The organism is Mycetocola lacteus (assembly GCF_003667575.1).
Classification (GTDB): domain Bacteria; phylum Actinomycetota; class Actinomycetes; order Actinomycetales; family Microbacteriaceae; genus Mycetocola; species Mycetocola lacteus.
Genome location: NZ_RCUY01000014.1, coordinates 122,759 through 141,758, shown reverse-complemented (window position 1 = coordinate 141,758; position 19,000 = coordinate 122,759). Strand labels below are relative to the sequence as shown.

Below are 19,000 nucleotides of genomic sequence, written 5' to 3'. Positions count from 1 at the left end.
AACAGAAAAGGAAGGTCAACGTGGACGTATCTTTAGGAACGGTCTTTCTCTCCGAAGCTTTCGGTACGGGAATGCTCACCCTGCTTGGTGGGGGTGTAGTTGCAAACGTGTTGCTGGCCAAGTCCAAGGGCCTGGGCGGCGGCACCCTGATGATCAACTTCGGTTGGGGCCTCGCGGTCTTCGCCGGTGTGATCGTTGCATTCAACTCGGGTGCACACCTGAACCCCGCGGTGACGCTGGGTATTCTTACCTCCGGTGCCGCTGATTACGCACCGCATGTGCCGGTCAGCGTCGGCGCGACATTCACCTACTTTGGTGGACAGATGATCGGTGCCATTATCGGTTCGATCTTCATGTACCTGGCGTACAAGAAGCACTTCGACGCCACCGAGGACAAGGGCGTCAAGCTCGGCGTCTTCTCGACCGGCCCGGAGATTCGCTCCTACACCTGGAACCTCATCACCGAGATCATCGCGACCTTCGTGCTGGTCATCGTGATCCTCGGCTTCAACCACCAGGGTGAAACCGGTGGTCTGGCAGCCGTGGGCGCACTGCCCGTTGCCTTCCTGGTTGTGGGTATCGGTGCCTCGCTGGGTGGCCCCACCGGCTACGCCATCAACCCCGCACGTGACCTCGGTCCGCGTATCGCTCACGCCATCCTGCCGATCAAGGGCAAGGGTTCCAGCGACTGGGGTTACGCCTGGGTTCCCGTTGTGGGCCCGATCATCGGTGGTGTCCTCGCCGGTGTGCTCTCCCCGGTACTGCTTCCGGTCATCGGAGCCTAACTTAACACCTCGGTCCGGGCGGATGCACGGCAAACATGCATCCGCCCGTGCCACCCTCGTAGTATTCCCCCCTCACAGACACCGCAGTTTTTGAAATAAGGAGTTAAGCACATGGCTGACTACGTCATCGCGATTGACCAGGGAACCACCTCGTCGCGTGCAATTGTTTTTGACCACTCCGGGAGCATCGTCTCGACCGGACAGCTTGAGCACGAGCAGATTTTCCCCAAGGCTGGTTGGGTTGAGCACGACCCGAACGAGATCTGGAACAACACCCGTGAGGCCATCGGACAGGCGCTGTCCAAGGCCAACCTGACCCGCCACGACATCGCGGCGATCGGTATCACCAACCAGCGCGAGACCGCGGTCATCTGGGACAAGAACACCGGTGAGCCCGTCTACAACGCCATCGTGTGGCAGGACACCCGCACCCAGGACATCGTGGACCGCCTGGCGGCCGACGGCGGCGTGGAGCGCTTCAAGAAGACCGTGGGTCTGCCCCTGGCCACCTACTTCTCCGGTACCAAGATCGTCTGGATCCTGGAAAACGTCGAGGGCGCTCGTGAGCGTGCCGAGGCCGGCGACCTGCTCTTTGGAACCACCGACACCTGGGTGCTGTGGAACCTGACCGGTGGCGTTGAGGGTGGTGTGCACGTCACCGACGTGACCAACGCCTCGCGTACCCTGTTCCTCAACCTGGAGACCCTCGAGTGGGACGACGAGATCCTCGCCGCCTTCGATGTCCCCAAGTCGCTGCTGCCGACCGTGAAGTCCTCCTCCGAGGTCTACGGCCACGCCGACAGCCACTCGCTGCTGCGCGAGACCCCGATCGCCGGTATCCTGGGCGACCAGCAGGCCGCGACCTTCGGTCAGGCAGCCTTCGACAAGGGTGAGGCCAAGAACACCTACGGCACCGGTAACTTCCTCATCTTCAACACCGGTGAAGACATCATCCACTCGGAGAACGGTCTGCTGACCACCATCGGGTACAAGATCGGTGACCAGCCCACCCACTACGCGCTCGAGGGATCGATCGCCGTGACCGGTTCGCTGGTGCAGTGGCTGCGCGACAACCTGGGTCTGATCTCCTCGGCCGCCGAGGTTGAGGAACTCGCTCGTGGCGTGGAGGACAACGGTGGTGCCTACTTCGTCCCCGCCTTCTCGGGTCTGTTTGCTCCGTACTGGCGTTCGGATGCCCGTGGTGCACTGGTGGGTCTGACCCGCTTCGTGAACAAGGGTCACATCGCCCGGGCCGCGCTGGAGGCCATCGCCTACCAGACCGCCGAGGTGCTGGACGCGGTGAACGCCGACGCCGGTGTGGACCTGACCGAACTGCGCGTGGACGGTGGCGCGACCGCCAACGACCTGCTGCTGCAGTTCCAGGCCGACATCCTGGGTGTCCCGGTTGTCCGCCCGGTGGTTGCCGAGACCACCGCGCTGGGTGCCGCGTACGCCGCGGGTCTGGCCGTCGGATTCTGGAAGGACACCGACGACCTGGCCAAGAACTGGCAGGAAGACAAGCGCTGGGAGCCCAGCATGGACAAGGGTGAGCGCGACCGTCTGTACCGCAACTGGAAGAAGGCCGTCACCAAGACCTTCGACTGGGTTGACGAGGACGTGAACTAGTTCGCGAGTTTTCTCTGACCGCCGCCCCCACTGGATTCCAGTGGGGGCGGCGGTTTTTCGCTAGGGTGTAGCTACTCGGATGTGCCGAGGGGGAGTGGGGAACACCGTGTCTAATCTGCTGATGGGCTGGCACCTGCCGGTTCTGCTGGGAATCTTTGCGCTGTTTGGATACTGGGTGTACGCCATCGTGGTCACCGCAAATGATCGCCAGATGCGAACCTCGGAGAAGGTCATCTGGATCGTGCTGCTGGTCCTCCTACATGTGCTCACCCTGATCGCCTGGACCCTGGACCGCATTGTGCGCCGGGCACGCGGCCGTGGGCAGGGTTCGGTGGCTATGCCGCGCCCGTGAGGGTGAGGTAGATCAGCACGATATTCAAAAGAACGATGGCGGCCACCACGATCGCGGTGATGATGCGCATCGGAAGTCGGTTCACGAACTCACCCATCAGCGAGCGCTTGGCGGTCAGATAGGCCAGTGGAATCAGGGCGAACGGGATGCCCACAGAGAGCAGAACCTGGCTCAGTACCAGCGCCAGTGTGGGGTCAAAACCCACGCCCAGCACGATCAGTGCGGGGATGATGGTGATGACCCGGCGTACCAGGAGGGGGATGCGCACGTGCAGCAGGCCGTCCATGATCGTGGCACCCGCGTAGCAGCCCACCGAGGTGGAGGCGAGGCCCGAGGCTAATAGGCCCACGGCGAAGACCACTCCGACGACCGGGCCGAGGGCCGCGGTGATGGCCGCATGGGCACCCTCGATGGTGTCGGTGCCCGCGACACCGGGTAGGGCCGAAGCCGCGAGCAGGAGCATCGCGATGTTCACACCCCCGGCCAGCACAAGAGCGAGGCTCACATCCCAGCGAGTGGCCTTCAGGAGGCGGCGGATCCGGCCGGGGTTGGTGCTCACGCCGTGACGGTCGCGGGCGAGGGCAGAGTGGACGTAGATCGCGTGCGGCATGACCGTGGCGCCGAGCATGCTCGCGGCCAGCAGGACCGTCTCGGTGCCCTCGAAGCGCGGCACCAGCCCGCCGGCCACGCCACCCCAGTCCAGCGGGGAGAAGAATAGGCCGCCTACAAAACCGATGGTGATGATCACCAGCATGCCCAGAATGACAAACTCAAACGGACGCTGGCCGCGGCGAGACTGGATCGCCAGCAGTACCATCGAGACCACGCCGACGATGATTCCACCGAGCAGCAGCGGTGTTCCGAACAGCAGGTTCAGGGCGATGGCGCCGCCGATCACCTCGGCGAGGTCCGTGGCCGCGGCGATCACCTCGGCCTGGACCCAGTAGGCCAGCCGTCCGGCGCGCGGCATGCGCTGTCCCAGCAGCTCGGGCAGGCTCTTGCCGGTAACCAGACCAAGCTTGGCCGAGAGGTACTGCACCAGCACGGCCATGACATTGGCCAGTACCAGAACCCAGACCAGCAGGTAGCCGTAGCCCGCGCCGGCGGAGAGATTGGCCGCGACATTTCCCGGGTCCACATAGGCGATGGCGGCTACGAAGGCCGGGCCGAGGAGGCTCAGGAGTCGGCGTTCGGGGGCGCGGGCCGGGCGCGTGGTGGCGGGTGCTGCGGAGGTCATGCGCTCACACTAGCAGGTTAATTTCGGCGCACCGAAAAATGTCGTCCCGGGTATCAAAAAACGGGCACCCGAGAGTATCTCGGGTGCCCGTGATGCCTGGGGGAGGGCGTTAGGCGACGACGGTCTCGATCTCGACCTTGATGTTGCCGCGGGTGGCGTTGGAGTACGGGCACACCTGGTGGGCAAGGCCCACGAGGCGCTCGGCCTCGGCCTGCTCGATGTCCGCGATTTCCACGTGGAGGGCTGCGCCGAGGTCGTAGCCACCCTGGCCGTTGGGGAAGATCGAGATGTCGGCCACCACGGCCGAGTCGGTCAGGGTGATCTTCTCTGCGGCGGCCACGGCCTTGAGTGCGGAGTGGAAGCAGGCCGACCAGCCGGCGGCGAAGAGCTGCTCGGGGTTGGTTCCGCCACCACGGCCACCCATCTCGGTGGGGACCGCGAGGACCAGGTCGAGGTTGCCGTCGCTGGAGACGACGTGGCCCCCGGCGCGGCCGTCGCCGGTCGAGGTGGCTACGGCGGTGTACAGGGTTTCGCTCATAATCTGTGTCCTTCTGACGGGGATTCTCGGAAAATTCCTAGGTAGACGAACTAGTCACTCTACCTACAAGATCTATACTGGAACAGGACTCGGCAACACGCAAGTCCAACCTCAAATTCTCGGTTTCGATTCAGGAACCGTTCGGCACGGGAGCATACATGACGCAGGCACAGGCGCAAGGCACGGTCGTCTCGGAGTCCTCCGTTGCACAGGCCGAGACTCCCGGTGCCCCGGTGCGGATCGGCGCGCGTCAGCGCATCCTCGATGCCGCCGGCGCACTCTTTCCCGCGCTCGGGTACCGAGCCGTGAGCGCCGATCGGATCATCGCCGCCGCCGGCATCACCAAGGTCACCTTCTACCGTCATTTCCCCACCAAGGACGACCTAATCGTTGCCTACCTGGATGCCGAGTCTGCACGCGCCCAGGAATCGGTGGCACGCCTGTTTGCGCCCGACGGTGCGAGCGCCGCGACCGCGGGGCTCGAAGAACTGCCCGTGCGGATCGTCACGGCCGAGCAGGCCGAACTGTTTCTCTCCGGCTTTGCCCGGGTGATCGGTGTGGAGAGTTGCCGCCCGGGTTTCCGAGGCTGCGTGTTCCTCAACGCCGCGGCCGAATACGCCGAACCCGAGCACCCGATCCGTCGGGCCGTGCTGACCCACCGCGACTGGCTCCTGGGCACCCTCGCGGACGCCGTGCGTGCCCTGGGCATCGCGCCCGCCGAGCCGGTCGCCCGCCAGCTCCTGATGCTCAGGGACGGTGCGATGTTTGCCGGATACCTGGATACCCCCGAACAGATCGAGACCCAGCTGCGCACCGCGGGACGCGCGATCCTGCGCGCCGCGGCCTGAATCCCCGCGACCGCGGAGGGGGTTGCCGCGACTCCTCTCGCGCCCACGCGGTGACCCCGGGCGCGGTGATCCGGAGCGCGGTGATCCTGAGCCAGGTGACGCTGACGGAGCCTCCACGGGCACACCTCTTCCCAGCGCACCCCCGTTTTGACACGTAATTGACCGGTCAAAACGGGGTATGCGCGTAGGTGTATGTCCCTGGCGTGCGCCAAAGCGGGGTGGCAGACTCCGAAAACGTACGGAATTGGTACGCCGGCCGGGGAGATGAAACACAGACACCCGGACCGATCGGCCCGGGTGTCTGTGTGTGGGGTGTGGGGTTTAGCGCGCGAAGGCCTGTTTGGAGAAAATCAGTACCCGGTAGGGCACCGCCACGGGAACCCTGATCGGAGCGTCCCTGGCAGCCAGCTCTCGGACCAGTGGGTACATTATCCAACGATGCAGGGCAGCGGGTGGCACACCGAAGTCCTTTGCGACCCGGGCAATTGGCGCTTCGCCCGTGCGGGCAACCGCGACGGCATCGCGGCGGAATTCTTCGGGAAAGGCTTTGGGTAAGATGACTATCCTTCCACCCGCAAGGATCAAATCCTCACAGGCAAAGTGTCAAGTAAAGCTTCAGTAGACCCGACCATTGGTAGCTGGTGGTGTGTTGTTTTTATGGTTTTGGGATTGTTTTTGGGTTTTGCGAGAAGCGAGCATGATGTAGCTGGTAAAGATGAGGGCGATTGTTATCCCGCAAAGTATAACTACCGGCCAAACCCCGATACGTAAGCCCAGAAACGTCACGTAGATACCCAATGGATATGCTCCTAGGATTCCTGTAGTGAGTCCGGTAATGATTGCGGGGGCTGGGCTTGGCCGGAGTGGGCCGGGCCGTTCTGTTTTGGAGTGGCGTGAAGGAAGTAGTAGTGACAGACGGTAGGTGCCATATGCACACAGTCCCATAAGAAAACCAACCACAGACCACACCGGCGCAAGGCCCCATACGAAGGAGAATATGTCAACGACTGGGAACTCATGATCTCGAAATATTGGCACGCCTAGGTACGTGACAGTCAGGATCAAGAGCGCAGTTGCCATGCTGAGCAAAATGAACCGGAGAAACATGTATTTCTGCATCATCCTGATCCGTATCTTTTGATAATGGATTGAAAGTTCTCAGCCTGTTTTTTCCAGGTGTCATTTGCGCCGAATGTGACTCCTGCGACCACTGTGGCTTGTGCTTTTTCAGCGTCTGCGACTTTCCGGAGGTAGAACTCGCCGTCTTTTTCGATTATTGAAAACTCGATAGTCGAACCGGGTCCGTCAAAATAGTTATCAGAGACGACCGTGAATTTTACGCTTGTGTCCGTTGTTTTTACAGCGACTGTTCCCGTCTCAACACCCCACCCAAACCCAAGTGTTTTTGAGAGCTCAAAGACAGCTCCGTCCTGGAAACCTCCATCCGGACCCTTCACCGTGAATGGGAAAATCTCGGATGGGTATTTCTTGAAAAGGTCCATTAGCTCTTTAGCCGTGTACTGGTCAGTACTGACTGCCAAAGAATGGTCCATGGTGTACTCGTAGCTGCCCTGTTGCTCCCATGAGCGATCCGATGGGTATGCTTCTGGTGAAAGATTCCAGTGTTCGGAAATCACCGTTCGGACTGATTCCAATACTACTTCATCGGCTTTTTGTCTGCGCTGTGCGAGGGATTTCAGACTACTTATTGCTTCTTCTCTCCCGGCCCGGGCAGCTGCCAGCTTCGCGTCGAGGTCAAGATTTCTGTTGAGATCAGCAAAGTGATCGGTGGTGATCACAAGCATGTTTGATGAGATTTCTTTTATCGTGTCTTGTGCAGCATCGCGCAGAAAAATCTGAGTGTTGGCCCGTGACTTAATCTCGTCGACCTCGTTGGTGTATGCGTTGAGAGCTGTTTTCACCGCCGCCGTAGCATCGCTCAATACACCAACTCGTGTTTTGGTTTCCTCGATCTGAGGGGCAGCAACTCTCGCGGATACACCTTCCCATTCATCGGGAAAAATACTCAGGCTCTCTCTGATGTCACTTTCACCCTTAGCCAGCAGCGTACTTGTTGAATCCAACATGGAAGCAAGACGTGCCACTGAGTCGGTTGAGCCCAGGCCAGGGTTTTCTTCTGTCCAGTGTTCACTCATCTGCTAACCAGTATCGCTAAAAACCGAAGAACCTGGTGTACCTGTTCTGACTCAGTCTTGTCGAAATCATCAGCGCAGCCCTCCATCGCTTCGGCAATGCGCTTGGCATTGCGTTTTTCTGATTTCAGTTTTTTCGTGAACTCGTCAATGAACAGTTTCAGTGTTTCCGAGACCAGAGAGCTTCCGGAATCCGTGCATGTCGTGTAGCCGGAGTCGGGTACCTCATCTAACGCGTATTCAATGCGCTGAGCGGACTCCCTGATCGCGGTAACGTCGAAAACAAATGGGCCGGTCATTTTGACAGGGTATACGCACGCGTATAGGAGTAAACGCTGAGCGACAGCTATTGTTGTTTGTGGTGTCGCGAGGGGCCTTGCGACCCCACAAACAGGCAAGCTACGGGGCTAGACTTTTTCCGTTTCCACCATTTTCTCCCTGGTGCGGGTGAGTGTGCTTTCGACAGACCAGTATCGATCATGCGGAATGCTGTTCTCAGGTCGTTAGCATTGCGTTCTGAGACTTCTCGGAAGAGTTTCTCTGCTGCTTGCTCACCTTCGAGTCGAGCGACTCGATGACGTAGGTGTGTCGCGTCGTGTGTCGTGCTGTAAATCCCGCTGCATGGAGGTCGTCAACCGGGATGATCCAGCGTCCCCGAGTATCTTTGTGTGCACCGGCGAACTGCCCCGTTGAAAGAAGACGCTGGAGAGTGCGCCGCTCGATTTCGGACGCGGATACAGTGTCCGAAACGGTGAGCCGCGGACGCTCAGCCAGTACGCGGCCTTCGTAGACTCCACGAGGTTCTGCTGTCGCCTTACGGATTGTTTGAGGAGTTACCCTGAGCCTGTCTGCAAGCTCGCATGCAGAACGACCGTTTCGTCTGGTCCGTTGAATTCCAGGGTTAGTCATTGATTAACTCCAAACAAAGCTTGCGGAGGGGAGAAGGTCACCACCGGAAATCAGCACAGGATGTGCGCCACTCGGTTTTAAAGGGTCAGCAGACCCGGTGATTATCCCGAGTAAGCGAGTGTGCGCTATCGACCGAACCTCAACAGCGTCGAATGCAGCCTTGGTCGCCTCACTGGCGCACTTGGCGTTGCCTCGAGCAGGCATTTAACCTCTATCGAATATAGGACGCGTTCAGCCGCCGGCCAGGTACACCTAGGAGTACACGCACAAACACCCGGACCGATCGGCCCGGGTGTCTGTGTGTGGGGTGTGGGGTGTGGGGTGTGGCGTTTAGCGCGCGCGGCGCAGCAGCCCGATCCGGTCGTACACGGTGTCGAGGGTGGCCTCGGCGACCTCGCTGGCGCGCTCGGCGTTGCGGGCGAGCAGGCGGTCGAGCTCGGCCGGGTCGGACATGAGCTCGTTGGCGTGCTCGCGCACCGGGCCCAGGGTGTCGGCCACCAGCTCGGCGAGATCCTTCTTGAACGCGCCATAGCCCTGGCCGTCGTAGGACGCGGTGATGTCCTCGACAGTGCGGCCGGACAGACCCGAGAAGATGCTCAGCAGGTTGGAGACGCCGGGCTTGTTTTCGCGGTCGAAGGCCACCACACCATCGGCGTCGGTGACCGCGCGCATGATCTTCTTGGCGTTGACCTTGGGGTCATCCAACACCCAGATGATGCCCGCGGGGGACTCCCCGGACTTGGACATCTTCGAGGTGGGGTTCTGCAGGTCGTAGATGCGCGCCTCGTTGCCGCCGATGTGGGCGGTGGGGATGGTGAAGGTCTCACCGAAGCGCGAGTTGAAGCGCTCGGCGAGGTTGCGGGTCAGCTCGACGTGCTGGCGCTGGTCATCGCCCACCGGCACCACCTCGGTCTGGTACAGCAGGATGTCGGCGGCCATCAGGACCGGGTAGGCGAACAGGCCCACGCTGGTGGCATCGGAACCGTAGCGGCTGGACTTGTCCTTGAACTGGGTCATCCGGCCCGCCTCACCAAAACCGGTGATGGTGTTGAGGATCCAGGCCAGCTCGGTGTGCGCGGGCACGTGCGACTGCACGTACAGGGTGGACTTATCCGGGGAGATACCGCCGGCGATGTACTGTGCGGCGGTGCGACGGATCTTCTCGCGCAGCGTGGTCGGGTCCTGCGGCACGGTGATCGCGTGCAGGTCGACCACCGAGAAGAAGGCGTCGTGGGTTTCCTGCAGACGCTTCCACGGCGAGAGCGCACCCAGATAGTTGCCGAGCTGGAGCGAGTCGGCCGAGGGCTGCATGCCGGAATACAGGCGGGGGTTGGTCATGATGAAATCCTTAGAATCGAGCGAAATTTAGAGTGCGTAGACGACGGTGACGGGCGCGTGGTCGGACCATCGCTCGTCGTACGCAGCGGCCCGCTCGACCGCATAGGAGGTAACGGTGGCAGCCAGCGCGGGCGTTGCCATGTGGTAGTCGATGCGCCATCCGGCGTCGTTATCGAAGGCCTGACCGCGGTAGGACCACCAGGTGTAGGGGCCGGGGACCTCGCCGGCGAACGCGCGCCCGACATCCACCAGGCCGATGCCCGGGCCGGTGACGCCGTCCACGCCGGTGACCTCGGTGCCCGCGGCACCGAAGAAACGGTCGAAGTAGGAGCGTTCCTGCGGTAGGAAGCCGGCGTTTTTCTGGTTGCCCTTCCAGTTCTTGATGTCGAGCTCGCGATGACCCACGTTGAGGTCACCCACCACGACGGCGTGCGAGGTCTGGGCCGAGAGCTCGGCCAGACGCACCAGCATCGCCTCCAGGAAGGCATACTTGGACACCTGACGCGGGGTATCCACCTCGCCCGAGTGCACGTAGGTGGACACCACGGTTACCGGGGTGCCGTGCCAGTCGTAGTCGCCCTCAAGCCAGCGTCCGGTGCTGTCGGTCTCCTCGCCGCCCAGGCCCGCGCGTGAGGCGGTCGGGGCGATCCGGCTGAGCAGCGCAACACCGGCGCGACCCTTGGCCGCGGCCTCATCGTGCAGAATGTGCCAGCCCTCGCCGACCAGCTTGTGCACGTCGGCGTCGCCGGCGCGGACCTCCTGGAGGGCCACAATGTCGGCACCGGAGTTTTCCAGCCACTCGCCCATACCCTTGCGGTAGGCGGCGCGGATGCCGTTGACGTTGACCGAAATAACGCGTAATGGGTTGGCAGACATGGCCCCAGTTTACCGGGTGCCGGCGACACTCCGGGGCGCAAACTCCCGATTGCATGCAGCGGTCACGAACTAGCGACCGCGACGCTCGGCCCGCAGGGTACGCAGCTCCTTACGCGCCCGTTCGGCGCGGGCCCGGGCCACCAGCTTGGCCGGGCCTCGCGCCGCCCGGGCTGCGGCCACCGCCTCATCAAAGGTGGTGCGTGCGATCAGCTCGCGGGCATCGGCCAGGTCCTCGAGCCGCTCGCGCTCACTCTGCTCGATCAGGACCACACCCTTGCGCTCGAGACCCTCGGCGATCCAGGCACCGGCAATCAGGATTACCCGACAGACAAAGTTGAACCAGATCAGCAGACCGATAAACACCGCGAAGGTCGCCAGCAGCGGGTTTCGACTCGCCCCACCCAGCACCGCACCACCGGCCACGCTCAGTGCGGTCAGGGCGAGTGCGCCGAAGAAGGAGCCCATAAAGAGGTCGGGCAGCGGAATCGGGATCCGGGCAAGCACCCGGTACAGCGCCGAGAGCGTGATGAAGTTCAGCAAGAGGCCGGCGACCAGACCGATCAGTGAGACGCTCGCGCGCCCCCAGAACGACTCATCGGAGATCCCGATCAGCGACAGCACCCACGTCACCGCCTGGGTCGAGAGCATGTTCGCCGCGGCCGAGAGCACCAGCAGCACCCCGAACGCCAACGCGAGGCCCAGATCCTTGGCCTTCTGCAGGAAGAAGTTTCCCTCGGCGCGGGGGAGATGGAAGATCGAGCGCAGGGCCTGCCGGGTCGAGGAGAGCCAGGCGATCGCGGTGAAAAGCAAACCAACCAGCGCGATCGCACCGGTCCATCCGAACACGTTGACGCGGGCGATGGCGAGGATCTGGTCCTCCTTGATGATGCCGCTTCCACCGTTGGTTCCGATCAGCCCCGGCACCGCGTTATTGATGATGTGGACGAGGTTGGAGAAGAGCTCCTCGTTGCCGATCAACCAGAGTCCGGCGACCGCGAATCCCACATACAGCGCCGCGAAAACCGCAAACACCGCCTGGAAACTCATGCCCGAGGACAGCAGGTTTCCGTCGGCCTCGTTATAGCGCATGACCGTGCGCACCACGCGGGTCCGGGTGACCGTATCCACGGCTTCGCCCGCCCGCTCCAGCGGCTTTTCGAAACGCTGCACCAGCGCGTTATCGCTGTTGCGGATCGTTTCCGAGAAGGACGCCTCGCGCTTGGACGACGCCTTTCGGGCATTCTTTTCGGCCAGGCGTTGGCCTCGGGAGGCTCTGCGGGGTCGACTGCTCATGCCCCTACTGTAATGGGGGCGCTCGCGGGGGCGGAGATTTCCCGGGAACGCCGCCCGATTCGCCCCCGAATGTGCGCCGGACTCGGACCTGGCCTAGGCTGAACCCTAGATAGCGGTCGGATGAAGGGAACCAGGTGCGGGTGCAGGGGGTGGGTGTTGGTCGCGGTGTGGTTACCGGACCGGTCCTGCGTATGCCCGAACCGTTGCCGGAGCCCTCGGATCGTCCGCGCAGCAACACGGCCGCCTGGGAGTCTTCCCGGGCCGAGGCAGCGCTGCGCGAAACCGCGCATGATCTCTCCCAGCACGCCGAGCACACCACCGGCGAGGCCCGTGCGGTACTCGAGGCTCAGGCGCAGATGGCGCAGGATCCCTCCCTGCTGACCGACGTGCGCTCCCGGATCGCCGCACAGAAAACGGCCGAGCGCGCGATCTTTGAGGCGTTCCACACGTTCCAGCAGATGCTGCTCTCGATGGGCGGCTATATGGCTGAGCGCGCCTCCGACCTCGGCGACCTCTCGCAGCGCACGATCGCACACCTACGTGGGGTCCCGGTCCCGGGCATCCCCGACTCGGATACCCCCTTTATTTTGGTTGCTCACGACCTTGCCCCGGCCGACACCGTGGGACTTGACCTGGAGCGCGTGCTCGGACTGATCACCAGCGGCGGCGGCCCCACCTCACATACGGCGATCCTCGCGCGTGCCAAGGCCCTGGTTGCGGTAGTCGGAGTGGGCGATGTGGCCGCGCTCGTGGACGGCACCGAGGTCCTGCTGGATGCGGCCGAGGGCACGGTCACGATCGATCCGAGCCCCGAGGACGTGCAGACCGCCCGCCGCCGGCTGGGGCGTCGTCGTTCCAAGGTCCCGGTGGGCCCCGGAACCCTCGCCGACGACACCCCGATTCCGTTGCTGGCCAACATCACCCGGGCTGATGAGGCCCCGGCCGCCCGGGAACTTGGTGCCGAGGGTGTGGGGCTGCTGCGCACCGAACTCCTGTTCCTGGATGCCGAGCGTGCCCCGAGTATCGCCGAGCAGGTCGAGCACTACCAGCGGATCTTTGAGGAGTTTCCCGGCCGTCGCGTGATCGTGCGGACCCTGGACGCCGGCGCCGATAAGCCGCTCGCGTTCCTCCCGGTGGATGCCGCCGAACCCAACCCGGCCCTGGGCATGCGGGGGTTGCGGGCGTTCCGCGGCGATGATTCGATCCTCCGTGACCAGCTGCGGGCCCTCGCCATCGCCGCCGACAGCTGCCGTGCGGACGTGCGGGTGATGGCCCCGATGATCGCCGATGCCGCCGAAACCGCCAGGTTTGTGCTGTTGGCCCGCGAGCTGGGACTCGGCACCGCCGGAGTCATGGCCGAGGTTCCGTCGGCCGCCCTCCTGGCGGCGCAGATCCTGGGCATCGCCGACTTCGTCTCGATCGGCACCAACGATCTCACCCAGTACACCCTGGCCGCCGACCGGCAGTTGGGGGCGCTGGCCGACTACCAGGATCCCTGGCATCCGGCGGTGCTGCGTCTGGTTCGGATGATCGGGGATGCCGGCGGCCAGTCGGGCAAGCCGGTGGGGGTGTGCGGGGAAGCGGCGGCGGACCCGCTGCTCGCGGTCATTCTCGTGGGGCTCGGGGTAACCTCGCTGTCGATGGCCCCCGAGGCTCTCGCGGACGTGCGCACCGAGCTGCGTCAGCACACCCTGGAGCACGCGCGTCTGCTAGCCTCTCGGGCTCTCGCGGCCGCCACCCCAGCCGAAGCCCGTCTGGTGATGGCCGAGGCCTAGCGGTCGCCAGAATCCGCCCCGAAAGGGGGGTAAAGGGGAATTCGGCGCGGCAAAATAACACACGCTATTGTTGGCCGTATCATGACTAACTCTGAATTCCCTGGACAGCCCGAGCAGCCCCCGGTTGCCCCGCTGCCGCAGGCCCCCGTCGAGACTGCGCCCGCATCCGTTCCCTCCTCGCGGCGCGGACTGGCGATCACCGCCCTGGTGCTGGGTATCGTCGCCGTTGTCTTTGCCTTCTTCCCGCCGCTGGGCATCCTGCTGGGTGTCATCGCCGTGGTGTTCGGCATCATTGCGCTGGTGAAGCGTCAGCCCAAGGGTCTCGCACTGACCGGTCTGATCCTCGGTGCTGTCGGCGTGATCGTCAGCGTGATCCTCCTGGTTGTTGGGCTGATCTTTGCCGCCAACCTGATCGAGCAGGGACAGCGGGGCGAGGGCCCGCTGGCGAACTCCTCGCTGCTGCCCTCCGCAGAGCCTACCGAACAGGTGGACGAGAGCGCCGACACCGTTGGAGCGATCGGTACTCCGATCGTGGGTGACGGCTACACCGTCGTGATCAACTCCTTCACTCCGAACCAGACCGCCGAGGTGATGGCCGCGGACGCCGAGAACGCCGAGCCTATCGACGGACACAGCTACGCCGTGGTCAACTACACCGTGACCTACACCGGCACCGCACAGGGCAGCCTCCTTGAGGCACCGGTGCAGTATGTGACCTCCGCAGATGAGCTGTACCCGCTCGAGGACACCTTTGGCTACGCGCCCGAGCCGCGCTTCACGCTCGACGAGACGCTGACCCCGGGGCAGTCAGTCACCGGCAACATCGCGCTGATCGTCCCCAACGATGACGCGGGTAAGCTCGCGGTTATCGCCGGACAGGGCCACCAGGGCACCCTGGTCCCGATCAAGTAGTTTGAGCATAAGGAAGCGGCCCACCCTCAACGAGGATGGGCCGCTTTTTTGTGTGCTAGTTGGCGGTGATGTTCACCAGCCAGCCGATTCCGAACGAATCCACCAGCATGCCAAACGTGTCACCCCACGGTGCGGTTTCCAGCGGTGCCTGCACGTTCGCACCGGGCAGCAAACCCTCCCAGTAGCCACGCAGTTCCGCCTCATCCGGGCCCGAAAGCGAGACCGAGACGTTGTCGCCCACGGTGAGTTCCATATAGCTCGGGGTATCGGAAACCATGAGGGTCAGGCCCGAGGGGGAGACGATCATGCCGTGCATGATGAGGTTGGCATCGGCGGGGTCCACCGGCATACCGGCCTCCCCGAAGGTCGAGACGGTCAGCTCGCCACCGAAGATTCCGTGATAGAACTCGAGTGCCGCGCGACCCTCGCCGCGAAAATTAATGTAGGGATTCAGGGAGACGGTCATCGTTGGTCCTCTCGATCATGCGCGTTATGCGCTGATTCGATTATGAACCCGATTCGGTCGACTCGGAAGGGGCAATCTCCGGATTGTGATCCACGATCCGGTGGGTGATGAAGTACCCGGCGGTGGCCGCGACGATGGCCACCGCCAGCGGCAGCCAGGACACCGGCAGATCGGCGGCGGGGATCGTGCCCACGACAACCAGCGAATACCCAAACAGGCTCTGGGCGATCAGCAGTGCCGCCAGATCCCCGCGGCGCTGATCCGGTGTGCGGGTCGCGTGTCCGCTGCGAAAGGCCCAGACGGTGACCAGCATGATGAGGGCCAGTGCAATAGCCACAAACCAGCTGGAGACGCCGCCGGCGGCCGGAGCGTCGGCACTGCCGAACTGGATCGGGACCGGGCCCGGAAGCGCGACGCAGAGAATGACCCACAGCAGCAGTGCGAGCACAATCACGCGGGGGACAAGCTTCTTGCGGTGCGCGGAGGCGGCGGTCATGACTCCCTTTCGTCCTCCCTAGCCTAGCGATGTTCACGAACGTCTCCACGCGTGTGGGGGCGACAGGGAGCCGACCAGTTCGAGACACCCGGGACTGACAACGGTCGGGGGCAACGTAGCCTGGCCGCACTATGACCGCACCTGATCCCCACGATCCGTTCACTCCACCCGTCACCGGATACCCGACACCGCCCGCATATTCGGCGGGGCCCGCGTACCCCGAAGCTCCGGGGAACCCGCATCCTTCGGGCGGCCTGCAGCCTCCCGCCTCTCCGGGACCCGCGGCCTATCCGGGTGCTCCCACCTATCCGGGAACTGCGGCCTATCCGGGTGCTCCCACCTATCCAGGTACTGCGGCCTATCCGGGTGCCCCGGTGGGTGCGACGCTGCCCTACCCGCAGCAGGGGGGATTTGTTTACGATCCGATGATGGTGCGTCCGTCCGAACCGCGGGGCCAGGCGCTCTCGGCGATGATCGTGGGCATTGCCTCGGCCGTGCTGGGCGGGTTATTCGGGTTCATGGTGCTGCCCGGCGGCATCGTCGCGCTGGTACTGGGCATTCTTGCGCTGCGCAAACGGCAACCCCGGGGATTCGCACTGACCGGGATCATTACCGGTTCCTGGACCATCCTGATTTCGCTGGGGATGCTGGGCCTCATCATTTTTGCGGTGATCGTGGGCAACTCGTAGCCCCCTCCGCCAAAGCACAGTGCCCCGATCCTGAGGACCGGGGCACTGTGTGTTTGTCGCGGTGGTTCTTACGGCTTGCCGCGCATGCCTTGGAGGTACGGACGGACCGAGGCGTTCCCTACGGCTTGCCGCGCATAATCGCCGACTTGACCTCGGCGATGGCCTGGGTCACCTGGATGCCACGGGGGCAAGCCTCGGAGCAGTTGAAGGTGGTGCGGCAGCGCCACACACCCTCCTTGTCGTTGAGGATGTCGAGGCGAACCTTGGCCTGGTCGTCACGGGAGTCGAAGATGAAGCGGTGGGCGTTCACGATCGCGGCCGGGCCGAAGTACTGGCCGTCGGTCCAGAACACCGGGCAGGACGAGGTGCACGCGGCGCACAGGATGCACTTGGTGGTGTCGTCGAAGCGGGCACGGTCGGCCACCGACTGCACACGCTCCTTGCCGGTGCCGGGGGTGCTGTTGGCCTGCAGGAAGGGCTGCACCTCACGGAAGGACTCGAAGAAGGGCTCCATATCGACCACGAGGTCCTTCTCCAGCGGCAGGCCCTTGATGGCCTCCACATAGATGGGCTTCGAGATGTCGAGGTCCTTGATCAGGGTCTTGCAGGCCAGGCGGTTGCGGCCGTTGATGCGCATCGCATCCGAGCCGCAGATGCCGTGCGCGCAGGAGCGGCGGAAGGTCAGCGATCCGTCCTGCTCCCACTTGATCTTGTGCAGGGCGTCGAGCACACGGTCGGTGCCGTAGAGCTCCACGTCGTAGTCCTGCCAGCGCGGCTCCTCGTCAACCTCCGGGTCGAACCGGCGGATGATCAGGGTGACGGTGAAGGACTCGACCGCATCGGCGGCTGCCGGCGGCTTCTCGGCGGTAGCGGTAGCCACGATTAGTACTTCCTTTCCATCGGCTGGTAACGGGTAATGACCACGGGCTTCCAGTCCAGCGTGATGTGGTCACCGGCGTCGGCGGAGTGCGGGTCGCCGCTCAGGTACGCCATGGTGTGCTGCATGTAGTTTTCGTCGTCGCGCTTGGGATAGTCGTCGCGCATGTGTCCGCCGCGGCTCTCCTTGCGGTTCCGGGCGGAGAAGACAACCACCTCGGCGAGGTCGAGCAGGAAGCCCAACTCGATGGCTTCGAGCAGGTCGGTGTTGAACCGCTTGCCCTTGTCCTGGACGCTGATGTTCTTGTAGCGCTCGCGCAGCTGGTGGATGGTCTCGGTGACCTCGGCGAGGGACTCGTCGGTGCGGAACACCTGGGCGCCGCGGTCCATGTGGTCCTGCAGCTCCTTGCGCAGGACGGCTACACGCTCGGTGCCGGTTCCGGTGCGGACCTGCTCGAGCAGCTCGCGCACCTCCCTGGCGGGGTCCTCGGGCAGCGGCACGAACTCGGCGGTCTTGACGTACTCGACGGCGTTGTTACCGGCGCGCTTACCAAACACGTTGATGTCGAGCAGCGAGTTGGTGCCCAGACGGTTGGAGCCGTGCACGGACACGCAGGCGCACTCGCCAGCGGCGTACAGGCCCGGAACCACGGTGGTGTTGTCTCGCAGTACCTCGGCCTTGACGTTGGTGGGGATTCCACCCATGGCGTAGTGGGCGGTCGGCATCACCGGGACGGGCTCGGTCACCGGGTCGACACCCAGGTAGGTGCGGGCGAACTCGGTGATGTCGGGCAGCTTGGTTTCCAGGACCTCGGCACCGAGGTGGGTGCAGTCGAGGTACACGTAGTCCTTGTGCGGTCCGGCACCGCGGCCCTCGGCCACCTCCTGAACCATGCAGCGGGCGACGATGTCACGCGGGGCGAGGTCCTTGATGGTGGGGGCGTAGCGCTCCATGAAGCGCTCACCCGAGGCGTTGCGCAGGATCGCGCCCTCACCGCGGGCACCCTCGGTGAGGAGGATGCCGAGGCCGGCCAGGCCGGTCGGGTGGAACTGGAAGAACTCCATGTCCTCCAGCGGCAGGCCCTTGCGCCAGACAATGCCGACGCCGTCACCGGTGAGGGTGTGGGCGTTGGAGGTGGTCTTGTAGATCTTGCCAAAGCCACCGGTGGCGAAGATCATGGCCTTGGCCTGGAAGACGTGCAGCTCGCCGGTGGAGAGGTCGTAGGCGACAACGCCCGAGGGCTGCTTGACGCCGTCCACCTCGGTCATGATGAGGTCGAGGACGTAGAACTCGTTGAAGAAGTTGATGCCGTGCTTGACGCAGTTTTGGTACAGGGTCTGCAGGATCATGTGTCCGGTGCGGTCGGCCGCGTAGCAGGCCCGGCGAACCGGCGCCTTACCGTGGTCGCGGGTGTGACCGCCAAAGCGACGCTGGTCGATCTTGCCCTCGGGGGTGCGGTTGAAGGGCAGACCCATGTTCTCGAGGTCGATGACCGCGTCGATGGCCTCCTTGGCCAGGATCTCGGCGGCGTCCTGGTCAACCAGGTAGTCGCCACCCTTGATCGTGTCAAAGGTGTGCCACTCCCACGAGTCTTCCTCGACGTTGGCGAGGGCGGCGGCCATGCCACCCTGGGCCGCACCGGTGTGCGAGCGGGTCGGGTAGAGCTTGGAGATGACGGCGGTCTTGGCATTCGGGCCGGCCTCGATGGCCGCCCGCATTCCGGCACCGCCGGCACCGATGATCACGATGTCGAACTGGTGGTAGTGGACGCCGCCTACGATGGTGGATCCCTGGGTGCTGTTCGTCACAGAATTTTCCAATGTGTTGATC

At 63.7% G+C, this 19,000-nt stretch carries 18 protein-coding genes and 1 pseudogene; 7 read left to right on the top strand and 12 right to left on the bottom strand.

From position 1 onward, the window contains the following. Positions 1–71: 71 nt before the first annotated feature. The 3 genes from D9V34_RS15120 to D9V34_RS15110 all read left to right on the top strand — a co-directional run bounded on the left by D9V34_RS15120 (position 72) and on the right by D9V34_RS15110 (position 2,763). Entirely contained in the window at positions 72–785 is a 714-nt protein-coding gene (locus D9V34_RS15120; RefSeq protein WP_245992046.1) for an MIP/aquaporin family protein, read from the top strand. A gap of 111 nt (positions 786–896) precedes the next feature. Then, positions 897–2,411, top strand: a complete 1,515-nt coding sequence (gene glpK, locus D9V34_RS15115; protein ID WP_030149055.1) for a glycerol kinase GlpK — start codon at positions 897–899, stop codon at positions 2,409–2,411. Positions 2,412–2,517: 106 nt separating this feature from the next. Beyond that, positions 2,518–2,763: a PLDc N-terminal domain-containing protein gene (locus D9V34_RS15110; RefSeq protein WP_183091994.1), complete on the top strand. Its 246-nt coding sequence runs from the start codon at positions 2,518–2,520 to the stop codon at positions 2,761–2,763. Here D9V34_RS15110 and D9V34_RS15105 read toward each other — a convergent pair. Then, positions 2,747–4,000: an Nramp family divalent metal transporter gene (locus tag D9V34_RS15105; protein ID WP_121689313.1), complete on the bottom strand. Its 1,254-nt coding sequence runs from the start codon at positions 3,998–4,000 to the stop codon at positions 2,747–2,749. The two genes, D9V34_RS15110 and D9V34_RS15105, sit on opposite strands and share 17 nt — an antisense overlap. A gap of 109 nt (positions 4,001–4,109) precedes the next feature. Beyond that, a complete protein-coding gene (locus D9V34_RS15100) occupies positions 4,110–4,538 on the bottom strand; it encodes an organic hydroperoxide resistance protein (protein ID WP_030149052.1) in 429 nt (142 codons plus the stop codon). Between the two features lie 158 nt (positions 4,539–4,696). On the opposite strand from D9V34_RS15100, the gene D9V34_RS15095 reads away from it, so the two are divergent. Next, positions 4,697–5,386: a TetR/AcrR family transcriptional regulator gene (locus D9V34_RS15095; protein WP_121689312.1), complete on the top strand. Its 690-nt coding sequence runs from the start codon at positions 4,697–4,699 to the stop codon at positions 5,384–5,386. Positions 5,387–5,818: 432 nt separating this feature from the next. Here the strand turns inward: D9V34_RS15095 and D9V34_RS18305 are convergent. The 6 genes and pseudogenes from D9V34_RS18305 to D9V34_RS15070 all read right to left on the bottom strand — a co-directional run. Next, positions 5,819–5,944, bottom strand: a pseudogene (locus D9V34_RS18305) (transposase); the annotation flags it as partial. 560 nt (positions 5,945–6,504) lie between these two features. Continuing rightward, on the bottom strand, positions 6,505–7,542 hold the full coding sequence (locus D9V34_RS17655; protein ID WP_147441708.1) for a hypothetical protein: 1,038 nt from the start codon (positions 7,540–7,542) through the stop codon (positions 6,505–6,507). After that, positions 7,539–7,838, bottom strand: coding sequence for a hypothetical protein (locus D9V34_RS15085; RefSeq protein WP_121689311.1), 300 nt, complete (start codon positions 7,836–7,838; stop codon positions 7,539–7,541). Before D9V34_RS15085 ends, D9V34_RS17655 begins: the two co-directional genes overlap by 4 nt. Before the next feature lie 940 nt (positions 7,839–8,778). Continuing rightward, on the bottom strand, positions 8,779–9,786 hold the full coding sequence (gene trpS, locus D9V34_RS15080) for a tryptophan--tRNA ligase (protein ID WP_121689310.1): 1,008 nt from the start codon (positions 9,784–9,786) through the stop codon (positions 8,779–8,781). 27 nt (positions 9,787–9,813) lie between these two features. Then, on the bottom strand, positions 9,814–10,662 hold the full coding sequence (locus tag D9V34_RS15075; RefSeq protein ID WP_121689309.1) for an exodeoxyribonuclease III: 849 nt from the start codon (positions 10,660–10,662) through the stop codon (positions 9,814–9,816). Between the two features lie 69 nt (positions 10,663–10,731). Beyond that, positions 10,732–11,955 (bottom strand): YihY/virulence factor BrkB family protein, encoded by a 1,224-nt coding sequence (locus D9V34_RS15070; RefSeq protein ID WP_121689308.1) that lies wholly within the window; start codon positions 11,953–11,955, stop codon positions 10,732–10,734. 134 nt (positions 11,956–12,089) lie between these two features. On the opposite strand from D9V34_RS15070, the gene ptsP reads away from it, so the two are divergent. Beyond that, positions 12,090–13,730, top strand: a complete 1,641-nt coding sequence (ptsP, locus tag D9V34_RS15065) for a phosphoenolpyruvate--protein phosphotransferase (RefSeq protein ID WP_121689307.1) — start codon at positions 12,090–12,092, stop codon at positions 13,728–13,730. Positions 13,731–13,811: 81 nt separating this feature from the next. After that, positions 13,812–14,642 carry a DUF4190 domain-containing protein gene (locus D9V34_RS15060; protein WP_121689306.1) on the top strand — a complete coding sequence of 277 codons (831 nt, stop codon included), beginning with the start codon at positions 13,812–13,814 and terminating at the stop codon, positions 14,640–14,642. Between the two features lie 55 nt (positions 14,643–14,697). On the opposite strand, the gene D9V34_RS15055 is transcribed toward D9V34_RS15060, so the two are convergent. Continuing rightward, entirely contained in the window at positions 14,698–15,108 is a 411-nt protein-coding gene (locus D9V34_RS15055; RefSeq protein WP_121689305.1) for a VOC family protein, read from the bottom strand. A 40-nt stretch (positions 15,109–15,148) separates the two neighbouring features. Then, a complete protein-coding gene (locus tag D9V34_RS15050) occupies positions 15,149–15,604 on the bottom strand; it encodes a hypothetical protein (protein WP_121689304.1) in 456 nt (151 codons plus the stop codon). A 131-nt stretch (positions 15,605–15,735) separates the two neighbouring features. Between D9V34_RS15050 and D9V34_RS17650 the strand changes: the two genes are divergently transcribed. After that, positions 15,736–16,293 carry a DUF4190 domain-containing protein gene (locus D9V34_RS17650; RefSeq protein ID WP_147441707.1) on the top strand — a complete coding sequence of 186 codons (558 nt, stop codon included), beginning with the start codon at positions 15,736–15,738 and terminating at the stop codon, positions 16,291–16,293. A 118-nt stretch (positions 16,294–16,411) separates the two neighbouring features. Here D9V34_RS17650 and D9V34_RS15040 read toward each other — a convergent pair whose 3' ends face one another. Together D9V34_RS15040 and sdhA are read right to left on the bottom strand one after the other, a co-directional pair. Continuing rightward, positions 16,412–17,173 carry a succinate dehydrogenase iron-sulfur subunit gene (locus D9V34_RS15040; protein WP_121689302.1) on the bottom strand — a complete coding sequence of 254 codons (762 nt, stop codon included), beginning with the start codon at positions 17,171–17,173 and terminating at the stop codon, positions 16,412–16,414. Between the two features lie 2 nt (positions 17,174–17,175). Then, positions 17,176–18,978: a succinate dehydrogenase flavoprotein subunit gene (gene sdhA, locus D9V34_RS15035; protein WP_121689301.1), complete on the bottom strand. Its 1,803-nt coding sequence runs from the start codon at positions 18,976–18,978 to the stop codon at positions 17,176–17,178. Positions 18,979–19,000: the final 22 nt, after the last annotated feature.